The sequence below is a fragment of the Bradyrhizobium sp. 613_E4_N2_2 genome (assembly GCF_052075995.1).
Lineage (GTDB): Bacteria > Pseudomonadota > Alphaproteobacteria > Rhizobiales > Xanthobacteraceae > Bradyrhizobium > Bradyrhizobium barranii.
In genome coordinates, this window is sequence record NZ_CP197234.1 from 4,515,442 (window position 1) to 4,538,878 (window position 23,437).

Annotated in this window: 17 protein-coding genes and 1 tRNA gene; 2 read left to right on the top strand and 16 right to left on the bottom strand. The window is 65.2% G+C overall.

The window, feature by feature from the left end; all coding sequences use genetic code 11:
• Nucleotides 1-52 precede the first annotated feature (52 nt).
• The 6 genes from AB7290_RS21635 to AB7290_RS21660 all read right to left on the bottom strand — a co-directional run bounded on the left by AB7290_RS21635 (nt 53) and on the right by AB7290_RS21660 (nt 7,445).
• Nucleotides 53-436: a RidA family protein gene (locus tag AB7290_RS21635; RefSeq protein WP_085401464.1), complete on the bottom strand. Its 384-nt coding sequence runs from the start codon at nt 434-436 to the stop codon at nt 53-55.
• A gap of 14 nt (nt 437-450) precedes the next feature.
• Nucleotides 451-2,781 (bottom strand): acetamidase/formamidase family protein, encoded by a 2,331-nt coding sequence (locus AB7290_RS21640; protein ID WP_085401463.1) that lies wholly within the window; start codon nt 2,779-2,781, stop codon nt 451-453.
• A gap of 134 nt (nt 2,782-2,915) precedes the next feature.
• Nucleotides 2,916-4,157, bottom strand: a complete 1,242-nt coding sequence (locus tag AB7290_RS21645; protein WP_085401462.1) for an acetamidase/formamidase family protein — start codon at nt 4,155-4,157, stop codon at nt 2,916-2,918.
• Between the two features lie 43 nt (nt 4,158-4,200).
• Nucleotides 4,201-5,823 carry an amino acid ABC transporter permease/ATP-binding protein gene (locus AB7290_RS21650; protein ID WP_085401461.1) on the bottom strand — a complete coding sequence of 541 codons (1,623 nt, stop codon included), beginning with the start codon at nt 5,821-5,823 and terminating at the stop codon, nt 4,201-4,203.
• Nucleotides 5,823-6,740, bottom strand: a complete 918-nt coding sequence (locus AB7290_RS21655) for an ABC transporter substrate-binding protein (protein WP_354115163.1) — start codon at nt 6,738-6,740, stop codon at nt 5,823-5,825. The genes AB7290_RS21650 and AB7290_RS21655 overlap by 1 nt, the downstream gene beginning before the upstream one ends.
• A 441-nt stretch (nt 6,741-7,181) precedes the next feature.
• Nucleotides 7,182-7,445 carry a hypothetical protein gene (locus AB7290_RS21660; protein WP_085401479.1) on the bottom strand — a complete coding sequence of 88 codons (264 nt, stop codon included), beginning with the start codon at nt 7,443-7,445 and terminating at the stop codon, nt 7,182-7,184.
• Between the two features lie 260 nt (nt 7,446-7,705).
• Between AB7290_RS21660 and AB7290_RS21665 the strand changes: the two genes are divergently transcribed.
• Nucleotides 7,706-7,900 carry a hypothetical protein gene (locus AB7290_RS21665; RefSeq protein ID WP_039148908.1) on the top strand — a complete coding sequence of 65 codons (195 nt, stop codon included), beginning with the start codon at nt 7,706-7,708 and terminating at the stop codon, nt 7,898-7,900.
• Nucleotides 7,901-7,981: 81 nt separating this feature from the next.
• Here AB7290_RS21665 and AB7290_RS21670 read toward each other — a convergent pair whose 3' ends face one another.
• The 10 genes from AB7290_RS21670 to AB7290_RS21715 all read right to left on the bottom strand — a co-directional run bounded on the left by AB7290_RS21670 (nt 7,982) and on the right by AB7290_RS21715 (nt 21,521).
• Nucleotides 7,982-8,128, bottom strand: coding sequence for a hypothetical protein (locus AB7290_RS21670; RefSeq protein WP_008132040.1), 147 nt, complete (start codon nt 8,126-8,128; stop codon nt 7,982-7,984).
• A gap of 190 nt (nt 8,129-8,318) precedes the next feature.
• Nucleotides 8,319-8,392: transfer RNA gene (locus tag AB7290_RS21675), tRNA-Cys, on the bottom strand.
• A 56-nt stretch (nt 8,393-8,448) separates the two neighbouring features.
• A complete protein-coding gene (locus AB7290_RS21680; protein ID WP_085401459.1) occupies nt 8,449-9,210 on the bottom strand; it encodes an ABC transporter ATP-binding protein in 762 nt (253 codons plus the stop codon).
• A gap of 7 nt (nt 9,211-9,217) precedes the next feature.
• Nucleotides 9,218-9,934: an ABC transporter permease gene (locus AB7290_RS21685; RefSeq protein WP_245344091.1), complete on the bottom strand. Its 717-nt coding sequence runs from the start codon at nt 9,932-9,934 to the stop codon at nt 9,218-9,220.
• 196 nt (nt 9,935-10,130) lie between these two features.
• Nucleotides 10,131-10,865: a tRNA-uridine aminocarboxypropyltransferase gene (locus AB7290_RS21690; RefSeq protein WP_085401458.1), complete on the bottom strand. Its 735-nt coding sequence runs from the start codon at nt 10,863-10,865 to the stop codon at nt 10,131-10,133.
• A 498-nt stretch (nt 10,866-11,363) separates the two neighbouring features.
• A complete protein-coding gene (locus tag AB7290_RS21695; RefSeq protein ID WP_144030745.1) occupies nt 11,364-12,164 on the bottom strand; it encodes a class I SAM-dependent methyltransferase in 801 nt (266 codons plus the stop codon).
• 225 nt (nt 12,165-12,389) lie between these two features.
• A complete protein-coding gene (locus AB7290_RS21700; protein ID WP_085401456.1) occupies nt 12,390-15,494 on the bottom strand; it encodes an efflux RND transporter permease subunit in 3,105 nt (1,034 codons plus the stop codon).
• The gene (locus AB7290_RS21705; RefSeq protein WP_085401455.1) at nt 15,494-18,643 is read right to left on the bottom strand and encodes an efflux RND transporter permease subunit; all 3,150 of its coding nucleotides are present in this window, start codon (nt 18,641-18,643) and stop codon (nt 15,494-15,496) included. The genes AB7290_RS21700 and AB7290_RS21705 overlap by 1 nt, the downstream gene beginning before the upstream one ends.
• A gap of 36 nt (nt 18,644-18,679) precedes the next feature.
• Nucleotides 18,680-20,080 (bottom strand): efflux RND transporter periplasmic adaptor subunit, encoded by a 1,401-nt coding sequence (locus AB7290_RS21710; RefSeq protein ID WP_085401454.1) that lies wholly within the window; start codon nt 20,078-20,080, stop codon nt 18,680-18,682.
• Nucleotides 20,070-21,521 (bottom strand): efflux transporter outer membrane subunit, encoded by a 1,452-nt coding sequence (locus AB7290_RS21715; protein ID WP_245344090.1) that lies wholly within the window; start codon nt 21,519-21,521, stop codon nt 20,070-20,072. Before AB7290_RS21715 ends, AB7290_RS21710 begins: the two co-directional genes overlap by 11 nt.
• A gap of 647 nt (nt 21,522-22,168) precedes the next feature.
• Between AB7290_RS21715 and AB7290_RS21720 the strand changes: the two genes are divergently transcribed.
• Nucleotides 22,169-23,398 (top strand): SAM-dependent methyltransferase, encoded by a 1,230-nt coding sequence (locus tag AB7290_RS21720; RefSeq protein WP_085401477.1) that lies wholly within the window; start codon nt 22,169-22,171, stop codon nt 23,396-23,398.
• Nucleotides 23,399-23,437: the final 39 nt, after the last annotated feature.

Here is a 23,437-nt window from a genome sequence, read left to right on the forward strand (position 1 = left end):
GCTCTGCTGCGCATCAGTTCGTGCCGCAGCGACCGGGCTGCGAAAGCCGAGCTCACGGCCGCCGGCACACCAGGTCGATCTCGATCAGCGCATCATAGGCGAGCCCGGTGACGCCGACACACGTGCGAGCCGGCAAACGATCCGGTGCGAAGAAGCTGCGATAGGTCTCGTTCATTGAGGCGTAGTCTTCCTTGAAACGCGTCAGATAGATCCGCGTCATCACGACGTGCTCGAGGCCGAGATCGAGGCCGGCGAGCACCACCTTCAAATTCTCCATCACGGCCCGCGTCTGCGCCTCTATGCCGTCGGGCAGCACACCCGGCGCCTGCGGCGTGTCCGGCATCTGGCCGGTGACGAAGACAAACCCGTCGGTCTCGACGGCGTGGCTGAAGGGCGCGACCGGCTTCGGTCCGCCGCTGATCATGTGGAATTTCACTTGAGATGTCCTTGTTAAGTCGCGTCCCGAAACAGGCGCTTGCTGAGGATGGCGTGCACGCCCCAATTGCCGTCGACGACCTGGGTGACGCCAAAATCGACGGCGGCCGACATCAACGCGATCGCCTCGTCCTCGCTGAGGCCTTTGACGTTCATCAGGAAGCGCCGCATTTTCCGGAACGCATCCTTCATGGCAAGGTCGAGCGAGGACTTTGCGTAGACCTCGCTCTGGCCCTGCGCGCCGAACTCGGCGAGATAGTTGGGATGGCTGAACCCGGTCAACACCCAGTCGGTCTCGGTCTCGATCAGGGGATAAGAGAGATCGGCAAAGGGCCGGCCTGCAAGATCGGCCTTCTTGTGCAGGATCACCTCGAACGTCCCTGTCATCGAACATTCGATCGCGGTGCCGCTGAGCTCGCCGTCGCCCTGCGTGGCATGGGAATCGCCGACCGAGAGCAGCGCGCCGGGCACCGAAACCGGAAGATAGACGGTAGATCCCTTCCCCAGCCGCCAATTGTCGAGATTGCCGCCGAAATAGGACGGCGGCACGGAGTCGACGAAATCGACCTCGCGCGGCGCCACCGCGATCACGCCGAAATGCGGCCTCAGGGGAATGCGGATGCCATCGAGTACGGCATGCCGGCGCTTCACCGTGGCCGGCGCGACGGGGACGCCGGGATAGTCGTAGGTGGCGTGCATGACGCCGAAGGGGTCGGTCTGCGGCTCCCAGCGATAGGAATAAAGCGCCCGGGCGTGCGGCTCCTCTGGATCGTCGAAGATCTCGTAGATGGTGACGACCTCGCGCGGCATGGGACCGCCGAGAAACTCGTTGTAGTGATAGCCCCACCAGGCCGCGACCGAGGAGCCGAACACGCGGCCGGCATGGTTCGGATTGCGGCTCGCGCGCGGCACGATGTCGAGGATGCGCACCTCCAGCACGTCGCCGGGCTGGGCATCCTTCACCGCGACCGGCCCTGTGCAGATGTGCACGCCAAATCCTTCGCCGGCGCCACGGCCGAACACGCTGGCATCCATCGGGCCAGCGCCGCGACGATCGACGTTCTTCTTGTCCCGTGTCCAGCCGAACACGCTTTCAGCACCGGCATCGCCCGCGATCATCATCTCGGGTGCGTCGGAGGCGTGCTGCGTCAGCGTCTCGACGGTGATGGTGTCCCCCGAGGCGATCTCGATTTGCGGCGCCAGCGAGCGGCTGAAATAGCCCCAATGGATGCGGCTGGCCTCGACCGGGAGATGGTGATGCCTGCGTTCCGTGGTCGTCCGCTCCTCAGTGCCGGCACACGCAACGGTGCTGCGTGCCTCGACGCTCGAATGCACGCGCAGTTGCGCCAGCGCCTCCTGCGGCCAGCCGCGCTGGCCGGCAATGCCGTGCTGCAAGGTCGCCCGCTCCGCCTCCTGCTGGCGAAACTCGCGCGGCGGCAGGCCGAAGCGGTGACGGAAGGCGCGGCTGAAATGAGCGGAATCGCCAAAGCCGTAGGCATAGGCGATCTCCGAGATCGAACGATGCGCCTCGGTCGGATTGGACAGATCGGCCCAGGCACGCTGGAGGCGGCGCTCCCGGACGTAATGGGTGAAATTGTCGCCGACCGTCTCGAACAGCTTTTGCAGGTAGCGCTCGGAAATCCCCTCGGCCTGCGCGACGCGCGCCGGTGCCAGTTCGGGATCGTCGAGCCGGCGCTCGATGGTCTGGCAGATCCGATGCAGCAGCGCTGCCTGCGTCGCGCTCGATCCGGCATCGGACGTCGAAGCCGCCAGTTGATGCGCGAGCGTCAGGAGCAGATCAACGAGCGACTGCGCGACCGAATTCCACTCGGCATCGCTCAACGTGTCGAGCGTGCGCGCGGTCGCGTCCAGCAGACGCGAGAACACATCGGCAAAGCCGCTGGGTGGAACGACGCGGGGCTCGCCGAGCCGCGGCCTGCCCGAGAGGCGTCCGTGCAGCGCTTCCGAGGTCACCGACAGCACGATGGCCCGCATGTCGCGCTGGAACACGATGCTCCAGTCCCCGCTCCGCGGCAGCAGCACGAGATGGCCGACCGGAACGATGCGGTGGCCGCCGGCGCTCTTCAGCACCATGCCGTCCTCGACCGGGATCAGCGCGATCGGAAGGTCTTCATTCGGTTGCGAAAGAGGCGCGACGCTTTGCGCGCCAGCGGCCATGCGCGTCAGCGCAACACCTGCGGCATGGCGATGCGATGCGGTTGCATGTCCGTCAAAGAAGGAATGGCCGGTCGCCGGTTGCAGGCCAACCGCCGCCAGCACGTCCCGCCAGGCTTCGGGGCGGTCGTCTTGCGCGTAGGACTCGCTCGTGAACGGCCGGAAGCTCATCGGATCAACCCAGATTGCAGTTGATCGAAGCAACCTCTGTGCCAGACGAACGCGGTCATCCGTCGCAGCAACGGGCCGCAAATGACGTTCGCCGCTCATCCCCTCATCCCGAAAACTCGCTGTGTCTCAATGCATTAGTCGCAGCGAAAGATGTTCTTGCGGATCGTGCCGTGGACGCCCCAATTGGCGTCGACGACCTGGGTGACGCCGAAATCGGCGCCGACCGATAGCAGCGAGATCGCCTCGTCCTCGCCGAGACCGTGCACGGTCATCAGGAACCGCCGGAGTTTTCTGAACGCATCGCGCATCGCACGGTCGAGGCTCGAATGATTGGCAATCTCGGTTTGCGCGTCGGCGCCGAGTGCGGCGAGATAGTTCGGATAGGTGAAGCCGTAGAACGACCAGGCGTGATCGGTCTCCAGCATCGGATGGTCGAGGCCCTCCAGACTGGTGCCGGCCAGATCAGCCTTCTTGTGCAGGATGAACTCGAAATCGCCGGTGAGCGAGGTCTCAATTGCGGTGCCGCCGAGCTCGCTGTCGCCTTGCGCGGCGTGAGGATCGCCGACCGAGAAATAGGCGCCGGGGACTGCGACCGGATAGAACATCCGCGCGCCCTTGCCGATACGCCAGTCGTCGATGTTGCCGCCGGTGTAGCTTGGTGGGATCGAGCTGACGAAGTCGGCTTCCGACGGCGCGAGGCCCATGGTGCCAAAATGCAATCGCGCGGGCACCCTCACGCTCGACAGAATGTTTTCGCGCTTCCTGACGGTGGCGTGATCGACGCGCACGCCGGGATAGTCGATGGTGGGATGCACGATGCCGTCGGGGTCGGTCTGCGGCGTCCAGACGTAGTTGTAGACCGCTTTCGCATAAGGCTCCCCCGAGGTGTCGAGCTCGAAGATGGTGACGACCTCCCGCGGCTTCGGCTCCTCGATCAGGTCGTGATAGTGAAAGCCCCAGTTTGCGGCGACGTTGGAGCCGAAGCAGCGGCCGGCGTGGCAGGCGCTGCAGCTCGGCCGCGGCCTGATATCGAGGATGCGCACTTCTAGGATGTCACCGGGCTCGGCGCCTTCGATCGCGACCGGACCTGTGAGAAGATGCACGCCGATCCCCTCGCCCGCGCCACGGATGAAAGGGCCTTCGACCGGGCCTGAGCCGCGGCGCGCCACCGCCTTGTGCTCGCGCGTCCACTGGAACACGCTCTCGGCGCCGGGATCGCCCTGGATCATGCGCTCGTAATCGTCATTGGCATGATGGGTCAGCGTCTCGATGGTGGCGCGGTCTCCTGAGCGCAGCGTCAGGGCCGGCGTGACCTTCTTGGAGAAATAGCCCCAGTGGACGGTCTTCGGCGAAACCAGCAGCGTGAAATGCTTCATGACGTGGCCTCTTCGGGAGTCTTGAACCTTACGAAGGCAGCGCTCATCGCACCGCCTCCGGAGTCTTGTCGGCTTCCATCACGCTGAGGAAACGCGCCGTCAGCGGATTGCGGGGATTGGTGAGCACCTCGTGCGCCAGCCCCTCCTCGATGATCGCGCCGCCGCTCAAGAAGGCGACACGGTCGGCGACTTCATCGGCAAAGCGGATCTGGTGCGTCGAGATGATCATGGTGAGGCCGTCGTCGATGGCGAGCCGCCGGATCACTTCAAGCACCTCGTTGACGAGCTCGGGATCGAGCGCCGAGGTCGGCTCGTCCAAAAGCAGCACGCTTGGATTGGGCGCCAGCGCGCGGGCGATGGCGACACGCTGCTGCTGACCACCGGAGAGATGTCGCGGCAGCGCGTCGGCGCGATGCGAGAGACCGACACGGTCGAGCAGCTCGGTGGCGCGACGGTCGGCGTCGATGCGGGTCATACCGTGGACCCAGCGCAAAGGCCCGGCGATGTTTTCGCGCGCCGACAGATGGGCGAACAAATTGAACTGCTGGAACACCATGCCGACACCGACGGTTGCCCGCTCGTTGGCGATGGCCCGGGGTGACAGCAACTTGCCGTCGTCGTCAAAGCCGAGACGGCGGCCGCCGACGCGCACGGTGCCTCCGTCCCAGCTTTCGAGATGGTTGATGCAGCGGAGCAGCGTGCTCTTGCCGGAGCCGCTGGGTCCGAGCAGCGCGATCACTTCGCCGATGCGAACGGTGAGATCGAGGCCGCCGAGCACCTTTTGCGTGCCGTAGCTTTTGGTGAGATCCTTGGTCTCGACCGCGATGTTGTTGCGCGCGATCGTCGCGGAACGCCGCGTGCGCTCCTCTCTGGTCAGAGCAAGCGGCGGCGTGTCTGTCAGCTCTGCCTGCACGGGTTCGGGATCGGCGACGGTCGCCCCCGCGAGCTCCAGCTTGGTGCCGAGATCGACGCGACGCCAGGGCAGATAGTCGGCGAGCTTGCGCTGACGCCCCTTGGCGCGATCGAGATCGAGCAGCCATTCGACGAACAACTGGATGACGCTGATGGCGAAGGTCAGCACGAGGTACAAGAGGCCAGAGGCGAAGAAGATCGAGAAGAAGTCGAAGGTCGAGGACGCCAATTGGGTCGAGCGCAAGGTCAGCTCCTGGACTGCGACGACGGACGCCAGCGAGGAATTCTTCAGCGCGCTCACCGCCTCGTTGCCGAAGGCCGGGATCATGGTGCGGATCGCCTGCGGCGCGATCACCCGCCACATCAGGATCCGCGGCGTCATGCCGAGCGCCTGGCCGGCCGTCACCTGCCCGCGATCGACGCCGAGCACGCCGGCGCGCAGCATCTCCGCGATGAACGGCGCCTCGTTGCAGGCGAGCGCGAGGCCGGCCGCCAGCACTGCCGGCAGCTTGATGCCGATATGCGGCAGCGCGTCGTAGGCGAACACCATCTGCAGGATCAGCGGCGTGCCGCGGAAGATCACGGTGTAGGCCCTGGCGATCGCCGCCAGGGGCCAGAAGCGCGAGAGCTGCATGCCGGCGAGGATCAATCCGAGGATCAATCCGCCACCGAGCCCGAGGGCGGTCACCTCGAGGGTGAGCTCGATGCCCTCGAGCAGATACGGCATGCTCAGGTAATGGAGAAACAGCGACATCAGTCAGCCGTCAGAATGTCCGGTTCCTTGAAGTTGTTCACATCGAGCCCGTGCTTCTTCAGAAGCTCCATATGCGTGCCGGCCTTCTGCACCTCGATCAGTGCGGCCAGCACGGCGTCGCGGAATTTCGGCTTGTCCTTCGGGACGGCGATGCCGACCGAATACGGGATCGTCACCGCGACCGCCTTCTCCAGCTTGTCCGGATAGGCCTTCACCGCACTGTCGACGGTGTTGACGTCGTTGATGTAGGTGTCGGCGCGGCCGGCGAGGATCGCCTGGATGCAGTTGGCGTTGTTGTCGTAGAGCTGGATTGTCGGCTCGGCCTTGCCGGCCTTCTTGCATTCCGGGATCAGCGCCTGGATCAGGGGCACCTCGACATAGCCGGTGTTTTCGGCGGCAGCTGCACCACACATCGACATGTTGATGCCGTTGATGCCCTTCGGGTTGCCCTTGGCGACCAGCACGCCGTCGAACACTTTCGAGTAGGTGATGAAGTCGGCGGCCTTGGCGCGCTCCTTGGTGGCGTAGATGTCGGAGATGACGATGTCCGCCTGGCCGGCAGCGAGTGTTGTGAGGAGTGCTGCGAACGTCACCGGCTTGTAGGTCAGCTTGAAGCCGAGGCATTCGCCGATGGCTTCGCCAAGATCGATGTCGAAGCCGATATATCTGCTGGGATCCTTCGGGTCGATCGTCTCATAGCCCGGCGTGTGCGGGTTGATGGCGTTGACGAGGGTCTTGCCCTTCCAGTCCGGATATTTCTCCTGCAGTGCGGCGCAGGCGGCGGGCGCGGCGGCCTGCGCGCTCAGCGGTGCCGCGGCGACGAAGCCGAAAGCGATGGTTGCGCCGAGTGCGACCTTGCGCCATGGCAATGATGCGCGTGCGATCCCCCGTGCATGGGGCAATACCCGTGTCTCCATCTCCAGCTCCTTCGAATTGTCATGGCACTGGCCATGTTCCAGATCTCGGAAACGAGCCTAGGTGGAGTGCGGACGGGAAAGCTTGTCCGCGGGCGTACAAAAAATTGGATGAATGGGGCCCGCGAATTGGGCAGCCCGCTGCACAAAAACTGTTCGTGCGTCAGGTGTCCTGCGGCACGCAATTCCGAATTCGGGAGAACCAAATGATCTCGCGCGACGCAATAATCTGCGCGGCCGGAGAATCAATCAGTCAGGATATTTGACAGATATATGACGCTGGCTGACGGAAATAGGGTGCGGGGCAGACGCATCTGTGGACGACATCCACAGCATCTCACCGTCCGTCCACAGGCTGTCCGCAGCATATCCACAGGCCGACTATGCCGGATTCGCGAGACCGCACGAGCCACTTGCTGCGCACAAACCCACAGGGCGGCTATGTCAGCCACCGGCCTGGTCGAAAACGGTGCGGCAAGCCTCGCTCAAGCTTGACCGGTTACGGCGCAGACAGGCCGTGATGGCGCGGACGTTGGGGATCTCGCCGGCGCAGAGCCGGTAGACGTCGGGGGTGCAGGCCCGGCGCTGCTCCGGCGTTCCCTGCTGCGCATTGGCGGCGGAGGCGAACAGCGCCAGGAACAGCCCGACCGTCGAGGCGCGGCGCGCCCGGCTCTTCGCACCCGCAAACCGTAAGAACCTTGCCTTCATGACCAAGTCTCCCGTCTGCCTTGCCCGCCCGGCCTTCGCTGGCCGGTGCCGCGCCAAGGGGTAGGAGAAATAAATCGCGGGGGATGTGATCTCTTTCACACTGAGGCCGGACGGGAGGAACGTACGGTTCCGCGGGGATTTTAAGGAATCGCTAACCAATCGGAGCCCGATCGCCGGGTCGCTAAAATGCGAACGATCGGCTCAATCGGGTAACAAACCGGCTTTGCGACATTGCGCCATCCGCGTTCTGCGAGGGTGCGATGAGCGAAGCCGAATTCAACTTGCTGCTGGATGCCGTCCGGGACGCCATGGTCTATCAAGATTTCGCGCCCGAGCCGGAGGAGGAATTCGTGCCCCGCTCGTGGTCGTACGTCGCAACGCCCAAAGCCGCCAATGACAATGAGGGCGCCTGGCCCCTTCTGCCGTTTCCGGACGGCTGGTACGCGGCCTGTTGAGACCACTTTCAACGTCAACCGATGCGCCCGCTCCCGCGGGCGTTTTGCTATCGGCCATGCGCCGGAATGGCGCGGGACCGATCAGGTCTTGACCCGCTCCTCGCCGTCCTGCGGCGCCCGGTCGGGTGCGGCCGGCGGAAAGATGCTGTCATAGATCGCACGGGCCTCGCGAATGAGGCGAGCCCGCTCCAGTTCGGATTTCGGGACGAATCGGACGACGTCGCTCACGTTCTCTCCAGCTCCAGGGATTCGTGACGCATCACTTCGCAGATGCGAAGTCTATGCCATCGGGGCCTGAATCGCTGGTGTCCGCCAAGCCCCGGGCAAACCCGGTGTGCACGGCCTGGCAGGCCTCAACCGCGTGCTCCGCGGAACGCGCGGTGAGCAAAATTTATGATGAAATATCAGGAGGTTGTTATGGAGGCCACGACCAGAATTGAACTGGTGTACACGGTTTTGCAGACCGTTGCGTAACCACTCCGCCACGTGGCCCCGTAAGGGCGGAGCAATATAGGGGATCAATGGCTTAGGCAACCCCGGCCGGGCGTTTACGCCTTGGCCCCGCTGGGGCCAGCGAGATATTTCGTAAGAATCGCATCGGTCGGGCCGGCCGCGGTCATCCGCCCCTCCTCCAGCAGGATCGCGCGGTTACAGGTGCTCTGGATCAGCTCGATGTCGTGCGAGGCCAACACCAGGATGCCGGCACGGGCCACGATCTCGTCGAGCCGCTGCCGCGCCTTCCGGCGGAATTGCTGGTCGCCGACGCCGATCCATTCGTCGAGCAGCACGATCTCGCCTTCCACGGCGGTTGCGACCGCGAAGATCAGCCGCAGCATCATGCCGCTGGAATAGGTCCGCAGCGGCAGGTCGAGTCTGTCGCCGAGCTCGGTGAACTCTGCGATCTCCGCCCGCCGCGCATCGATCTCGGAGCGCCGCGCACCGATCACGAGCCCGCGGCGCACGATGTTCTCGTAGCCCGTGGCCTCCTCGTCGAAGCCGGCCGACAGGTCGAACAGCGACAGGCAGCGGCCGAGCACGTCCACGCTGCCCGCGGTCGGATGATAGATGCCGGCGAGCACCCGCAGCAGCGTGGTCTTGCCTGCGCCGTTGGCGCCGATGATGGCGACGCGGTCACCGGCGCGGATGTCGAGACTGACGTCGTTGAGCGCGGAGACGATGTGCGGCACCGCTGGCGTCCGGCGCAGCGTCACCGCGCTGACGAAGCGGCTGCGCAGCGAACGGTCGCGGAACGACAGCACCGGAAATTTGACCGAAACGTTGCGGAGCACGATCTGGGCAGCAAGGCTCATGCGTGCCTCACAGCCAATACGCCACGCGGTGGCGGTATTTTGCGTAGCAGCCGAAGGCGATGACGGCTACGACGATCGCATAGATCGCCCCGAGCAGCCATTGCACAGGATCGGTCGGCTGCGACAGCAGCGGCCTGCGCACGAGGTCGAGCAGCGTCGCGAACGGATTGGCGCGGATCAGCCAGTAGAACGCGGTGCCGCGCAGGGCGTCCTCGGTCCAGATGATCGGCGTCAGGAAGAAGATGAATTGCAGGCCGCTGACGATCGCCGTGCCGATATCGCGAAAGCGCGCGCAGAGCATGCCGAGCGCGACCGAACCGCCGAGCAGAACGATCAGCAGGATCGCAAAGCCGGGCACCGCGAGCAGCATGTTCCAGTACAGCGGCCATGGCATCACGATGTAGAGCAGCACCACGATCACCAGATGATGCGCGAAGATGAGCACATTGCGCGCGATCATCTGGAGCACATGCACGATCAGCGGCGCCGGCACGGCCTTGATCAGGTGGCCCGACGCCACGAAGATGCTGGAGCCTTCCTGGAGCGTCGTCGCGATCAGGGTCCAGACGATCAGGCCGACGGCGAAGGGCGGCAGGAAACCGGCGATGTCCTGCTTGAACAGTGCAGCGTAGACCGTGCCGACACTTGCGATTGTTGCGGCCAGCGTCAGCGTGATCCAGAGCGGGCCGATCACGGTGCGCCGGTAACGCAGCGAAATGTCCATCAGCGCGAGCGTGCCCCACCGATCGGGCCGCGCCGCTTGTGCAAGGATTTCCTTCGCCGCGGCCTGAATTCGACTGCCCCTTCCGCTTCCGGCTTTCCGATTCTGCGAAGATAACAGTTCGCGGCCCATCGGCCGATCGTCTCTACCCGCCCGTCTCGCGCGGGGCAATCAACCGTACGGAGGATTTAAGCGCGAGTCAGCTGCGCTTGCTGCGCCGGACACTGCGCCGGCGGTCCTTGACCGGCGGTTTTGGCGCCAATTCCGGCATTTCGGCCTGAACCTCGCGGTAGCGCGTCAACATCCGTTCAAAACTGGCATTGAGCGTCTCGGCGATATCGGGGCGCTTCTCAAGACTGGCCAGAATGGTCGCGGCCGCCTCGATGGTCGACAGCCCGTCTTTCCGCGGCTCCTTGCGCAGGCGTCCGTATCGGGAGGGATGCGCCGGGTTGAGGATCACGCGCTGGCATTTGAGCATCCAGGGATTGCGCCACCACAGCGCCTTGGCCTGGCTCCAGGTGCCGTCGAGCAGCACCACGCCTTCGAGCTTGCCGAGGATCGAGCGCTGGTTGTCCGCGACTTCGCCCTTGCGGTTGAGCGCCAGGATCTCGCCCTCGGCCTCCAGATCGGCCGCGCGCGCCGAGCCAAGATAGAGCACGGCCCAGTGCGAAGCGTTCTCGACCGGCCGCGCCAGCGCCTTGGACAGGCTCGACCAGGACAGGCCGACCCGCACCGTAGCATCGGCAAAGTGCTTCGCAAGCAGCCGGGCGGTGCCGAGCGCCCTGTCCTGCTCCTGCGGATGCTGGAGGATCAGGAGCGAGAGCCGGTTCTTGATGGGCGTGACACTGTCACAGATGCACAGCGGCATCGGCTTCTGGCAGTGCGGGCATTCGGGGATCGGATCGGCCGGCGCGGCGGCTGTGGGGTTCGACATGGTCGCCGCTATACGCTTGAAGCGGCGGTTCAACAACTCTCTTGCCGGGAGTGGCGCCGCCATAACCCCGAACCTCGGCAACCGCCCGAAGGCGGTCTCGTTGCGCCGGTATGTCGAATGCGTCGACCGCTCTGCTAGACCGGCGTTCCGGCAGCGTCTCTCCAATCCACAGTACCATTCGCGGCCACGTTGGCGACCCAAATCGGCTTGCTGAGGTCGGTGTCGTAGAACTGAGCACCTACGTCGACATGGGCTTTGGGGCGGGGATTGGGAGGCGATGGTCATGAAGTGTGGTGGTCGGGCCGTAGTACACGGTCCAGTTGACTGCCGAATGACGTTATCGCTCGGACTTGGTGACGTCTTGGAGGGTACGATCGTTCTACAAGGTTGCTGCGTTGCGTGACGTTCCGCGCTCGAAGGCCTTTCGTCCCGTGCGCTCTTTCGTCTTCGCAATGAGGTGTACGACGGCTTGAGCCCGACGTGACTTGGCTGTCGGGCTCACGGCACGGGGCGTTTGCGCATGAACACCGTCAACACCGTCTTGAACGGAGCCGGCGTGCAGTGCTGAACCGCTAGCAACAGCGAATAGAGCAGCTTCGATCCGAAATAGTAGGCCGGCTCCGCGTCCCACGGGATCACATACAGATCGTATCGGGAGGCGGGAAAATGCCGTTTGAACGCGCCGGCAGTGTTCAGCCGATAGACGGCCGGGAAGACATCCTCGCCCTTGCGGTCGTCCTGGGCCGACTGGATGATGCGGGCATGCAACTGGTCGGGGATCATCCGGTTGGCGAGTGCGATGTATCCATAGCGGTTGGGCGTTCGCGCGCAGATCCAGCCGCCCGGCTTGAGCACGCGGTCGAGTTCACGGGCGGCTCTGGCAGGATCCTGGAGATGCTCGAACACGAAATCCGATACGATCACGTCGATGGATTGATCGGCGATCGGAAGCTCTCCGTCGGGCGTGATCACGAACGCCCGATCCAGCGCCTTGTTGGTCGTGACAGCCGGGTCGACATCCACCCCGACGAGCTCGCGCACCCGTCCCTTCAACGACCGCAGACTGCGCCGGTAGGCGACCGAATCCTCGCTCTGGCCGGCGCCTCGCCCGGCGCCAAAGTCCAGCACGACGGAATCCGGTCCAACCAAGGCCCCGACCCGCTGCCAGAACTGAATCGTGCCATCGACCCGAGAGAATCCACCCGCCGCAATCTCCGGGAAAAAGTGCGATCCGACGGTATTAGCCATTTGGCCAATCACTCCAAAGCAACACGAGCCAGCCGATTTCCGCTCGCCCACAAGGTTTCCCAAGCACGTCACACATTCTCGGGGCGGGATCCCGTTCGAATGCAACAGCTTCGGGCGGCGCGACGAGCGAAGGCTGCGCCCGTCTCCGTTCTGTAACGAGCTTTGTTGACAGAAATGAGAAGTAACAGTCTTTATGAGAACATATGTTAAGTTGACAACATCAAATGTTAGGGGATCGAGCCGACTGACGGTGTCGGAACGTGCGCGATACTTGGCCTATTCCGCCGGTGCGGCCAGCGGGCGCGGCTCGGAGCGGCGGCGCAGGCGGTCGATCAGCAGGTAGATCACGGGCGTGGTGTAGAGCGTCAGGATCTGCGAGACGAACAGGCCGCCGATGATGGTGATGCCGAGCGGACGCCGCAGCTCCGTGCCGGGGCCGGTGGCGATGACCAGCGGAATGCCGGCGAACAGCGCCGCCATGGTCGTCATCAGGATCGGGCGGAAGCGCGCCTGGCAGGCCTCGAAGATCGCCTCCGCCGAGGACAGGCCGCGCTGGCGCTCGGCGTCGAGCGCGAAGTCCACCATCATGATGCCGTTCTTCTTGACGATGCCGATCAAGAGGATGATGCCGACGAAGGCAATCACCGTCAGCGGCGTGTTGGTGAGCTGGAGCGCAAGCAGCGCGCCGAGCCCGGCCGACGGCAATGTCGAGATGATGGTGAGCGGATGGGCGAGGCTCTCATAGAGCACGCCGAGCACGATATACATCGCCACCAGCGCGCCGAGGATCAGCAGCGGCTGGCGGCCGCTGGTCCTGGCGAAATCGCCCGCGTTGCCGTCAAAACTGCCGCGAATGCCTTCCGGCATGTGCAGCTCCTCGATCGCGCGCTGCACGTTCTGGGTCGCGGTCTGGAGCGGCACGTCCGGCATCAGGTTGAACGACACCGTGGTCGAGGGAAACCCCTGCGAATGGTAGACCGCCAGCGCAGCGAGCCCGCGCGTCGCATGCACCACGGCCGACAGCGGCACCTGCGCGTCATTGGCACCGGCGACATAGATGCGATCGAGGTTGGATGGGTCGACCTGGAATTTCGGGTCGATCTCCAGCACGGTCATATACTGGTTGCGCTGAGTGTAGATGATCCCGATCTGCCGCTGCGAAAATGCGTTGTTGAGCGCGTTGTCGATGTCCTGGACCTTGACGCCGAGCGCCGAGGCCTTCTGGCGGTCGATCGAGAGCGTGAGCTGAAGCCCGCCGGGATCGCGGTCGCTCGAAATATCCGTGATGCCCTCGACGCTCTCCATGCGCTTGGCCACGATCGGCGCCCATTTCTGGAGCAGGCTGAGGTCGGTGCTGGTCAGCGTGTACTGGTAGTCGGAATCGCTCTGCCGTCCGCCGGCGCGGACGTCCTGGGCGGCGAACATGAACAGGCGGATGCCGGGCACCGGGTACAGGGCGCGCCTGAGACGGTCGATCACGACCTGCGTCGAGACGTGGTCGCGCTCCTCCGGCGGCTTCAGGCTGATGAACATGGTGCCGCGGTTCGAGGTCGCTCCCCCCGGCCCGCCTCCGCTGCCGACCGTCGAGCCGATGCCGGCCACGGCCGGATCCTGCATCACGATGTCGGCGAGCCGCTGCTGCAGGCCGAGCATGGACTGGAACGAGATGTCGGCCGAGGCGCGCGTCGCGCCGATGACGAAGCCGGAATCGTCGGTCGGGAAATAGCCCTTGGGGACCTTGATGTAGAGCGTCACCGTGAGGCCGATGGTGGCGAAGAACACCAGCAGCGTCAGCAGCGGGAATTCCAGAACGGTGCGAAGGGTGCGGGCATAGAACGCGACGATGCGCGACAGCGAGCCCTCGATGATGCGGTCGAACAGCGTTGCAGTCCCAGACGTGGTTTGGCGGATGTAATGGGCGCAGATCATCGGCGTCACCGTGAGCGACACCAGCGTCGAGACCAGGATCGCAAAGGTCAGCGTTAGCGAGAACTCGCGCAGCAGGCGGCCGACGATACCGTCCATGAAGATCAGCGGCGTGAAAGCCGCGATCAGCGACAGGCTGATCGACACCACGGTGAACCCGATCTGCCGGGCGCCTACGAGCGCGGCCTGGAGCGGCCGCATGCCATGTTCGAGATTGCGGTACATGTTCTCGATCATGACGATGGCGTCGTCGACCACGAAGCCGACCGAGATCGCCAGCGCCATCAGCGACAGATTGTCGATCGAGAAGCCCGCGACCCACATCCCGGCGCAGGTTCCGGCCAGCGCCAGCGGCACGGAGATGCCGGCCGCGATCGTCGGCGTCAGCCGCCGCAGGAACACGAACACCACGACCATCACGAGGACGGCGGTTGCCAGCAGCGTCCACTGCATGTCGAGCACGCTGGCGCGGATCGTGCTGGTGCGGTCGACCAGCGTGGAAATATCGACGCCCGCCGGGATCCATTGCTTCAGCGCCGGGATCAGCGCCTTCACCCGGTCGACGGTGTCGATGACGTTGGCGTCGCCCTGCTTGGTGATCTGGATCAGCACCGCCGGCTGCTTGTTGAACCAGGCGATGGAGCGAGCGTTGCGGACGGAGTCCTCGATGTCGGCGACGTCGGACAGCCGGACGAAATTGCCGTTCGAGCTCTTGATGATGATGTCGCGGAACTCTTTCGCCGTCCGCATCTGCTTGTTCAGCGACAGCGTCTCGCTCTGGCGCTCGCCGTTGAAGATACCGACGGGACCAAGCGGATTGGCATTGATGATTGCAGTCCTGACGTCGTCGGTGGCGATGCCGGCGTTAGACAGCGCGACGGGATTGAGCTGCACGCGCACCGCCGGCTGGTCGGCACCGCTCACCGTCACGTCGCCGACACCAGGCACCTGCGAGATGCGCTGCGCGAGCACGGTATCGGCGACGTCGTAGATCGCGCTGGCGGACAGCGTCTTCGAGGTCAGCGCCAGCACGAAAACGGGCGCGCCGGCCGTGTTCGCCTTGCGGAAGCGCGGCAGCGTCGGCAGGTCGCTCGGCAGGTCGATCAGCGCCGCGTTGATCGCCGCCTGCACGTCGCGCGCGGCCTTGTCGATGTTGCGGCCGATGTCGAACTGCAGCTGGATGCTGGTCGTGCCGAGCGACGACGTCGAGGTGATCTGGTTGATGCCCGCGATCTCGCCGAGCCGACGCTCCAATGGCGAGGCCACCGTCGCCGCCATGACGGACGGGTCGGCGCCCGGACGGCTGGCCGACACGAAGATGGCGGGGAAGTCGACGTTCGGGACCGAGGCGACGGGAAGGAACTCGTAGGCGACGACACCCAGCAGGAACAACCCGATCGACAGCAGCGTGGTCGCGACGGGGCGGCGGATGAAGGGCTCCGAGATCGATGCCATCACTGCATCCCCTCGGTCGCGCCCGCGACCGGCGGGCCGCCGGATTCGGCCGGCGGCAGCGCCTGCTCGAGGCGGCGGTTGATGCGGTCTAGCGCCAGGTAGATCACGGGCGTGGTGTAGAGCGTCAAAAGCTGGCTCAGCAGCAGGCCGCCAATGATGGATATGCCGAGCGGAAAGCGCAGCTCGGCGCCGGTGCCGCTCTCGATCGCGAGCGGCAGCGCGCCGAACAGCGCCGCCAGCGTCGTCATCATGATCGGACGGAAGCGCAAGAGACAGGCCTGCACGATCGCCTCGTTCGGCGACATCCCCTGCCTGCGCTCGGCCTCGAGCGCGAAGTCGATCATCATGATCGCGTTCTTCTTGACGATGCCCATCAGCAGGATGATGCCGATCAGGCCGATCACCGAGAGGTCCTGACCGCACAGCATCAGTGCCAGGATCGCGCCGACGCCGGCCGAGGGCAGCGTCGACAGGATGGTGATCGGGTGGATGTAGCTCTCATAGAGCACGCCCAGCACGATGTAGATCGTGATCACGGCGGCGAGCAGCAGCCAGGGCTGGCCGGCGAGCGCCTTGGCGAATTCGGCGGCATCGCCGGCATAGACGCCGACGATGCTGTTGGGCATCTCGATCCGGGTCTCGATCGTCTTCACCGCCTCGACGGCATCGCCGAGCGCGGCGCCCGGGGCGAGGTTGAAGCTGAGCGAGATCGACGGGAATTGCGCCTGGTGCGAGATCGCGAGCGGCGCCGTGGTGCGCTTCAGCGTCGCCACGGCCGAGAGCGGCACCTGGGCGTTGGGCGCGCCCACAATGCTGCTCGCCGCGCCCGGCAGATACAGCTTCGACAGGATCGAGGGGTCGCGCTGGTACATCGGCAGCGCCTCCAGCACCACGCGGTACTGGTTGGCCTGGCCGTAGATGGTCGAGATCTGCCGCTGCGCGAACGCATCGTTGAGCGTGTCGGTGATTCCTTGCAGGCTCACGCCGAGCTGTCCGGCCCGGGTCCGGTCCACGTCGAGCTGCGCCCGCAGGCCGCCCTCCTGCGCCTCCGAGGAGACGTCGCGGAACAGAGGATCGCGCCGCATCTCGGCAACGAGCTTGCGCGCCCATTCCGACACCAGCGTCGCGTCGGTCCCGGTCAGCGTGTACTGGTACTGCGAACGGCTCGACTGGGTCGAGATCTGCACGTCCTGCACCGGCTGGAAATAGACGGTCATGCCGGGGATAGCCGACACCCGCTCCTTCAGCCGGGTCACCACCGCGCTGACGTCGTCGCGCCGCTCACCGCGCGGCTTCAAGGTCATGACCAGGCGCCCGACATTGGTGGTCGGGTTGACCGAGCCCGCCCCGATCACCGAGACCACGCCGACCACGTCAGGGTCGGCCTTGATGGCATCGGCCGCCTCGGCCTGGCGCTTCTGCATCTCGGTGAACGACACGTCGGGTCCCGCCTCCGTCACCGCCGTGATCGAGGCGGTGTCCTGAAGCGGCAAAAAGCCCTTTGGCGCGACGACATAGAGGACGAGGGTCGCGACCAGGGTCGCAAATGTCACGAGCAGCGTGGCGCGCTGGCGTTCCAGGACCCAGAGCAGCGTCCGGTGATAGAACTCGACGGTGCTATCGATGAAGCGGCTGATCGCGGCCAATCCCGGCACCGCCAGTTCCTCATGGGCGTGCTTGAGCAGCCGCGAGCACATCATCGGCGTCAGCGTCAGCGAGACCACGGCCGAGGTCACGACCGCGATCGTCAGCGTCAACGCGAATTCGCGGAACATGCGCCCGACGAGGCCGGACATGAACAGCAGCGGGATGAACACCGCGATCAACGACACCGTCAGCGAGATCACGGTGAAGCCGATCTCGCTGGCCCCCTTCAGCGAGGCCTCCATCGCGCTGTCGCCGTTCTCCATGTGGCGGACGATGTTCTCGATCATGACGATGGCGTCGTCGACGACGAAGCCGGTGCCGATGGTGAGCGCCATCAGCGACAGATTGTCGAGGCTGAAGCCGGCGAAATACATGATGCCGAAGCTGGTGATCAGCGACAGCGGCAGCGCGACGCCCGCGATCAGCGTGGCCCGCAGCGAGCGCAGGAACAGCAGCACCACCAGCGTCACCAAGACGACGCTGAGGATCAGGGTGAACTGCACGTCGCGGACCGAGGCGCGGATCGTGACGGTGCGGTCGGAGACGATGGTGAGGTTCACGCCGGCCGGAATGGCGCGCTGGACCTTTGGGATTTCCGCCCGGATTTGGCTGACGACATCAATGACGTTGGCGCCGGGCTGGCGCTGGATGTCGATGATGACCGCCGGCGTGCCCTGGTACCAGCCGCCGGTGCGGTCGTTCTCGAGGCCATCCACGATCTGCGCGACGTCGCCGATCGTGACCGGGGAGCCGTTGCGGTAGGCGATGATAACAGGCTTGTAGGCGTCGGCAGCGGCGATCTGGTCGTTGGCGGCGATGAGGTAGGATTGCTGCGCGCCGTCGAGCGAGCCTTTTGGCCCGGAGACGTTGGCATTGGAGATCGCGGTGCGCAGATCCTCCATGGCGATGCCATAGGCGGCAAGGCGCGCCAGATCCGCCTGGATGCGCACGGCCGGCTTCAGCCCACCTAGCACCGAGACCCGGCCGACGCCGGAGATCTGGCTCAGCCGCTGCGCCAGAAGCGTGTCGGCGATGTCGCTCATCGCCCGGAGCGAGATCGTGTCGGAGCGAAGCGCCAGGGTCATCACCGGTGCGTCCGCCGGGTTCACCTTGGCGTAGGTCGGCGGATAGGGCAGCGTCTTGGGCAGCACGCCGGCCGCCGCGTTGATCGCGGCCTGCACGTCCTGGGTCGCGCCGTCGATGTCGCGGTTGAGATCGAACTGGAGCGAGATCTGGCTGACGCCGAACGAGCTCGTCGAGTTCATCGCCGTCAGCGACGGGATCTGGCCGAGCTGCCGTTCCAGCGGCGCGGTGATCAGCGAGGCGATCACGTCGGGGCTCGCGCCCGGAAGCTGCGTCGACACCTGCACGGTCGGGAAATCGACCTGCGGCAGCGCCGAGACCGGCAGCGAGAAATAGCCGAGCGCGCCCCCGATCAGCAGGGCGATGCCGAGCAGCGAGGTCGCGATCGGGCGGCGGATGAAGGGTTCGGAGACGCCCATGGGATATGCCTGCCGCTCAGGCGGCTGTTGTCGGGATCATGGCTGCTTGGCTCCAGGTCCCGATGCCCCCGGCCCCGATGCCGGTCCGGTCTGCCCCTTCTGGTCGCCTTCACTGCTGCTCCGCTTGGCGCGGTGCTCGCCGTCCTTGCCCTGTCCGTCCTTTTGCCCGTCCTTGGCCTGCCCATCCTTCTTCTGGCCATCCGGGCCGCGCGTGCGCTTGCGCGGGGCGAGATCGGCCGACGGTGTCTGGTCATCGCGGCCGACGACCACCTTGGACCCGTCAGACAGATTGGCAAAGCCCGTCGTGACGACCTTGTCGGTCGGCGACAAGCCGCTGGCAATGACGGCGTCATGCTCGTTCTGCTGGGTCACGGTCACCGGCTTGGCGGAGACGACATTGTCCTCGCCGATGACGTAGCTGAAGGTGCCGATCGGTCCGCGCTGCACCGCCGATGTCGGCACCACCAGCGCCTGCATCAAGGTCTCGACCTTGAGGCGGACATTGACGAACTGGCCCGGCCAGAGCTGGTAATTGGCGTTGGGGAATTCCGCCTTGAGCCTGAGCGTGCCGGTGGTCTGGTCGACCTGGTTGTCGATGCCGGTCAGCTTGCCGGTGTCGATCACGGTGATGCCGTCATTGCCGAACACGTCGACCGCGAGCGTGCCCTTCGACGCCGCTGCGTTGACGCGCATGATCTGCTGCTGCGGCAGGCTGAACCACACCGCGATCGGCTGCAATTGCGTGATCACCAGGAGGCCCGTGGCGTCGGCGGCGTGGATGATGTTGCCCTGGTCGACCTGCCGCAGGCCGGCGCGGCCCGAAAGCGGCGCCACGATCTTGGTGTAGCTCAACGTCGCCGCCGCATTGTCGATCGCGGCCTGGTCGGCCTTCACCAGCGCCTCGGTCTGCGCGACCAGCGCGCGCTGGGTGTCTGCCTGCTGCTTGGAGCCGGCATTGGAAGCAGCGAGTTGCTCGTAGCGCGTCAAGTCGATGCGCTGGTTGGCGAGCTGGGCCTCGTCCTGCGCTTTCTTGGCGACGGCCTGGTCATACGTCGCCTGGTAGAGCGCGGGGTCGATCTCGCCGAGCACGTCGCCCTTCTTGACGTCCTGGCCCTCGGTGAATTTCACGGCGATCAGCTTGCCGTCGACCTGCGAGCGCACGGTCACGGTGTTCAGGGCGCGAATGGCGCCGACCCCGTCGAGATAGACAGGCTCGTCCTGGATCCTCGGCGTCGCCGCCAGCACCGGCACCGGCAGATCGGGCCGCTGGTTGCGGCCATTCGCCTGCTGCGGCTGCTGATGCCAGACGGTCCAGCCGAAATAGCCGAGCCCGCCAAGGATGGCGAGCGTGATCAGGGTCATGACGAAGCCGCGGCCGCGCGATTTCTTCGCCGTCCCTTCTTTCGCGCCTTCCTTCGTATCCGGCTTAAAGAGCATTGACCGGTTTCTCCATTCGCGGCTCCCAGCCGCCGCCGAGCGCCTGATACAGGCTGACGATGGCGAGAAGCCGTGCGAGTTGGGCCTGCCACAACGCATCTTCGGCCTGAAATAGTGTCTGCTGGACGTTCAGCACAGTCACGATGTCGGCCGTGCCGGCGCGCAATTGCTGCTCGGCGAGATCGAAGGCGCGCTTCGACGAGGTAACGACATCGCGCTGCAATTGTAGCTTGATCGTGGTCTGCTTGATCGAATACAGCGCGTTGTCGACGTCCGCAAACGACTGGATGATGGTCTTGCGGTAGGTCTGGAGCAACTCGTCCTGCCGCGCCTTGGCGAATTCGAAATTGCCGAGGATCTTGCCGCCGTCGAAGATCGGCTGCGTGGCGCTGCCGACGAGCTGGAAGAAGGCCGCATGCGGCTGGAACAGCGAGACCAGCGCCGAGCTCTGATAGCCGCCATTGCCGGTGAGCTGGATCGTCGGAAAGAACTGCGCGCGGGCATTGCCGATGTTCGCGGTCGCCGAGGCGAGCTGTGCCTCCTGGCGGCGGATGTCGGGCCGCTGCGTCAAAAGCTCCGACGGCAGGCCGGGCGTGACGCGCGGGATCGCGATCTTGTTCAGCGAACCGCCGAGCACGCGGACGCTCTCCGGCGGCCGTGACACCAGCACGGCGAGCGCGTTGATGTTCTGGTCGAGCGTCTGGCGCAGCGGCGGCACCAGCGCCTTCTGGTTGGCGACCACGCTCTCCTGCTGGGCGACGTCGAGATCGGTCCCGGTGCCGGCCTTGCGGCGCTCGCGAATGGCATCAAGGATCCGCTGCGCGCTGGCGATGTTGCTCTGGGCGGTGCGCAGCCGGTCCTGCGAGGCCAGCACCTGGAAATAGGCGTTGGCGACGCCGGCGAGCGTCGTCAGGGCGACGACGTCACGATCGAAACGGTTGGCATTCGCCGTCTCTTCCGCCGTTTGCAGCGCGTCACGGTTCTGGCCCCAGAAATCGAGCTGGTAGCTCGCGCTCAGCGACGCCGAATAGTTGACGACTTCGCGGCCGCCGATGGACAGGCCCGAGGCGCTCGAACCCGAGGTGCGTGAATAGGTTTCCGATCCGCCGCCCGACAGGCTCGGCAGTAGCGCCGCGCCCGCCTGCCGCGCCTGGGCGTCGGCCTGGACGATGCGCGCGACGGCGGCGGCGATGTCGAGATTGACGGTCTGCGCCTCCTCCATCAGTTGCGTCAGCTCCGCGGAGCGAAAGCCGCGCCACCAATCCAGCGACGGCGGCGCATCCGGCTTGCCCGCGTATTTGTACTGCGTGGGAACATCGAGTGCGGGATCGGGCAAATCCTGCGTCAGCACGCAGGCGCCTGAACTGGCGGCAAGGCACGCCACGGCAGCCCATCGCGCCGCACGCGACGTCCGGAACGTAAGGCCGGGAGATCGCCTCATGGCGACCGCAGGACCATCCTGTGTCACATCCACCCCCCGCCGGGCAGATAGATCCGCCACCGCAGAGCCGGATTAACCGATTCGTGGCGGGACGGCCGGGGGCGTTTATGTAACTCGTTCACAGCCGTGATGCTTTCTGCGGAACCTGAAGTTCATACTAGCGGGGCGCGGAACAGGGGGACAGTCCCGCACCTGCGAAATGCGGCCTCGAATGCGTCGATGTCGAACTCACGCAAATACAGAATATGCCTGTGTCACAGGGCTTTTTGCATTCCAACCTCGCTCCGAGGCGCATTCAAGCTTACCAAGATTTCATGTGATATTGCCGCCACGCCGACGCCAGAGCTACCGGTCCCGCCAGGCGCTGCACCGAAACCTGCGCCGCGGCGCACCGCAGCTTCCCCGGCCTTGGCTGAGCGCACGGCGCGCTATGATCGGGTGCTGGCTCGCAATTGCGCTGTGCACACGGCGGTGGACTGCCGGAGGTATCCCGCCAGCCCCTTGGCGACCGGCGCAGCGCGCACCTATATCATACGCATGATTCGACGCTGACCGTTTGCGGGGCGCCCTCGGGTCCAGCGATATGAGGCGTATGGGGGCGCCTGGCTCGCGGTCGGACAGTATCCGTTCAGGTGATGGATCTGCCGATGTCGCATACCATCTCGGTGACGTCAGACACCATAGACACAGTGCTCGCCGATCTGCCGCGCATCGTTCGGCTCGCACTCAGTTTTGGCGCGCGGCTGCGGCGAGGAACGCTCGACGTCACCCTGCCCGACGGACGCGTGATCCGCCTCGGCGGCCAGGAGCCGGGCCCGAATGCGGCGATGCGACTGCACAATTACGGCTTCGCGTCGCGCCTCATCAACAGCGGCGACATCGGCATCGCAGAAGCCTATCTCGCCGGCGACTGGGATACGCCGGACCTGACGCAATTCCTCTACCTGTTCTGTGTCAATCACGATCTGATCCAGGCCATGCTGAACGACAAGCCGCTGATGCGGTTCGTCCAGCTGCTGCAGCACTGGTTCAACCGCAACACCCGCCGTCAGGCGCGGCGCAACATCCATGCCCATTACGACATCGGCAACGCGTTCTATTCGGCCTGGCTCGATCCCGGCATGACCTATTCCTCGGCGCTGTTCGAGGAGAGCACCTCCGATCTCACGGCAGCCCAGACCAACAAATACCGCCGGCTCGCCGAGGCGCTCGACCTGAAGCCGGACCAGACGCTGCTCGAGATCGGCTGCGGCTGGGGCGGCTTCGCCGAGTTCGCCGCAAAGACCTTCGGCACGCGCGTGGTGGGCCTCACGATCTCGACCGAGCAGCGCGATTTTGCGCAGAAGCGCATTCACGAGGCGGGCCTTGCCGACAAGGTCGAGATCCGTCTTCAGGATTATCGCGACGAATGCGACCGCTACGACCGCATCGCCTCGATCGAGATGATCGAGGCCGTCGGCGAGCAGTTCTGGCCGAAATATTTCGCCCAGTTGCGGGACCGGCTGCTGCCCGGCGGCCTTGCCGGCATCCAGGCGATCACCATCCAAGACAGGCTGTTCCAGAGCTACCGGCGCGAGGTGGACTTCATCCAGCGCTACGTCTTTCCCGGCGGCATGCTGCCCTCGCCCGCCGTGCTCAAGTCGCTCGGTGACAGGTTCGGCCTGCCCGTCATTCGCGAGCGCATCTTCGGGCAGGATTATGCCAAGACGCTGGCCACCTGGCGGAATAACTTCCAGACGGCCTGGCCCGGCCTCGTGCCGCTCGGCTTCGACGACCGGTTCCGGCGGCTGTGGGAGTATTACCTGTCCTATTGCGAGGCCGGATTCCTGTCCGGGAATATTGACGTCCGGCAAGTCATCTTCGCAAAGCAGCAATAAGGGTTTGCGGGGTCGGCTTGCAAGGGTCGCTTGTAAGGC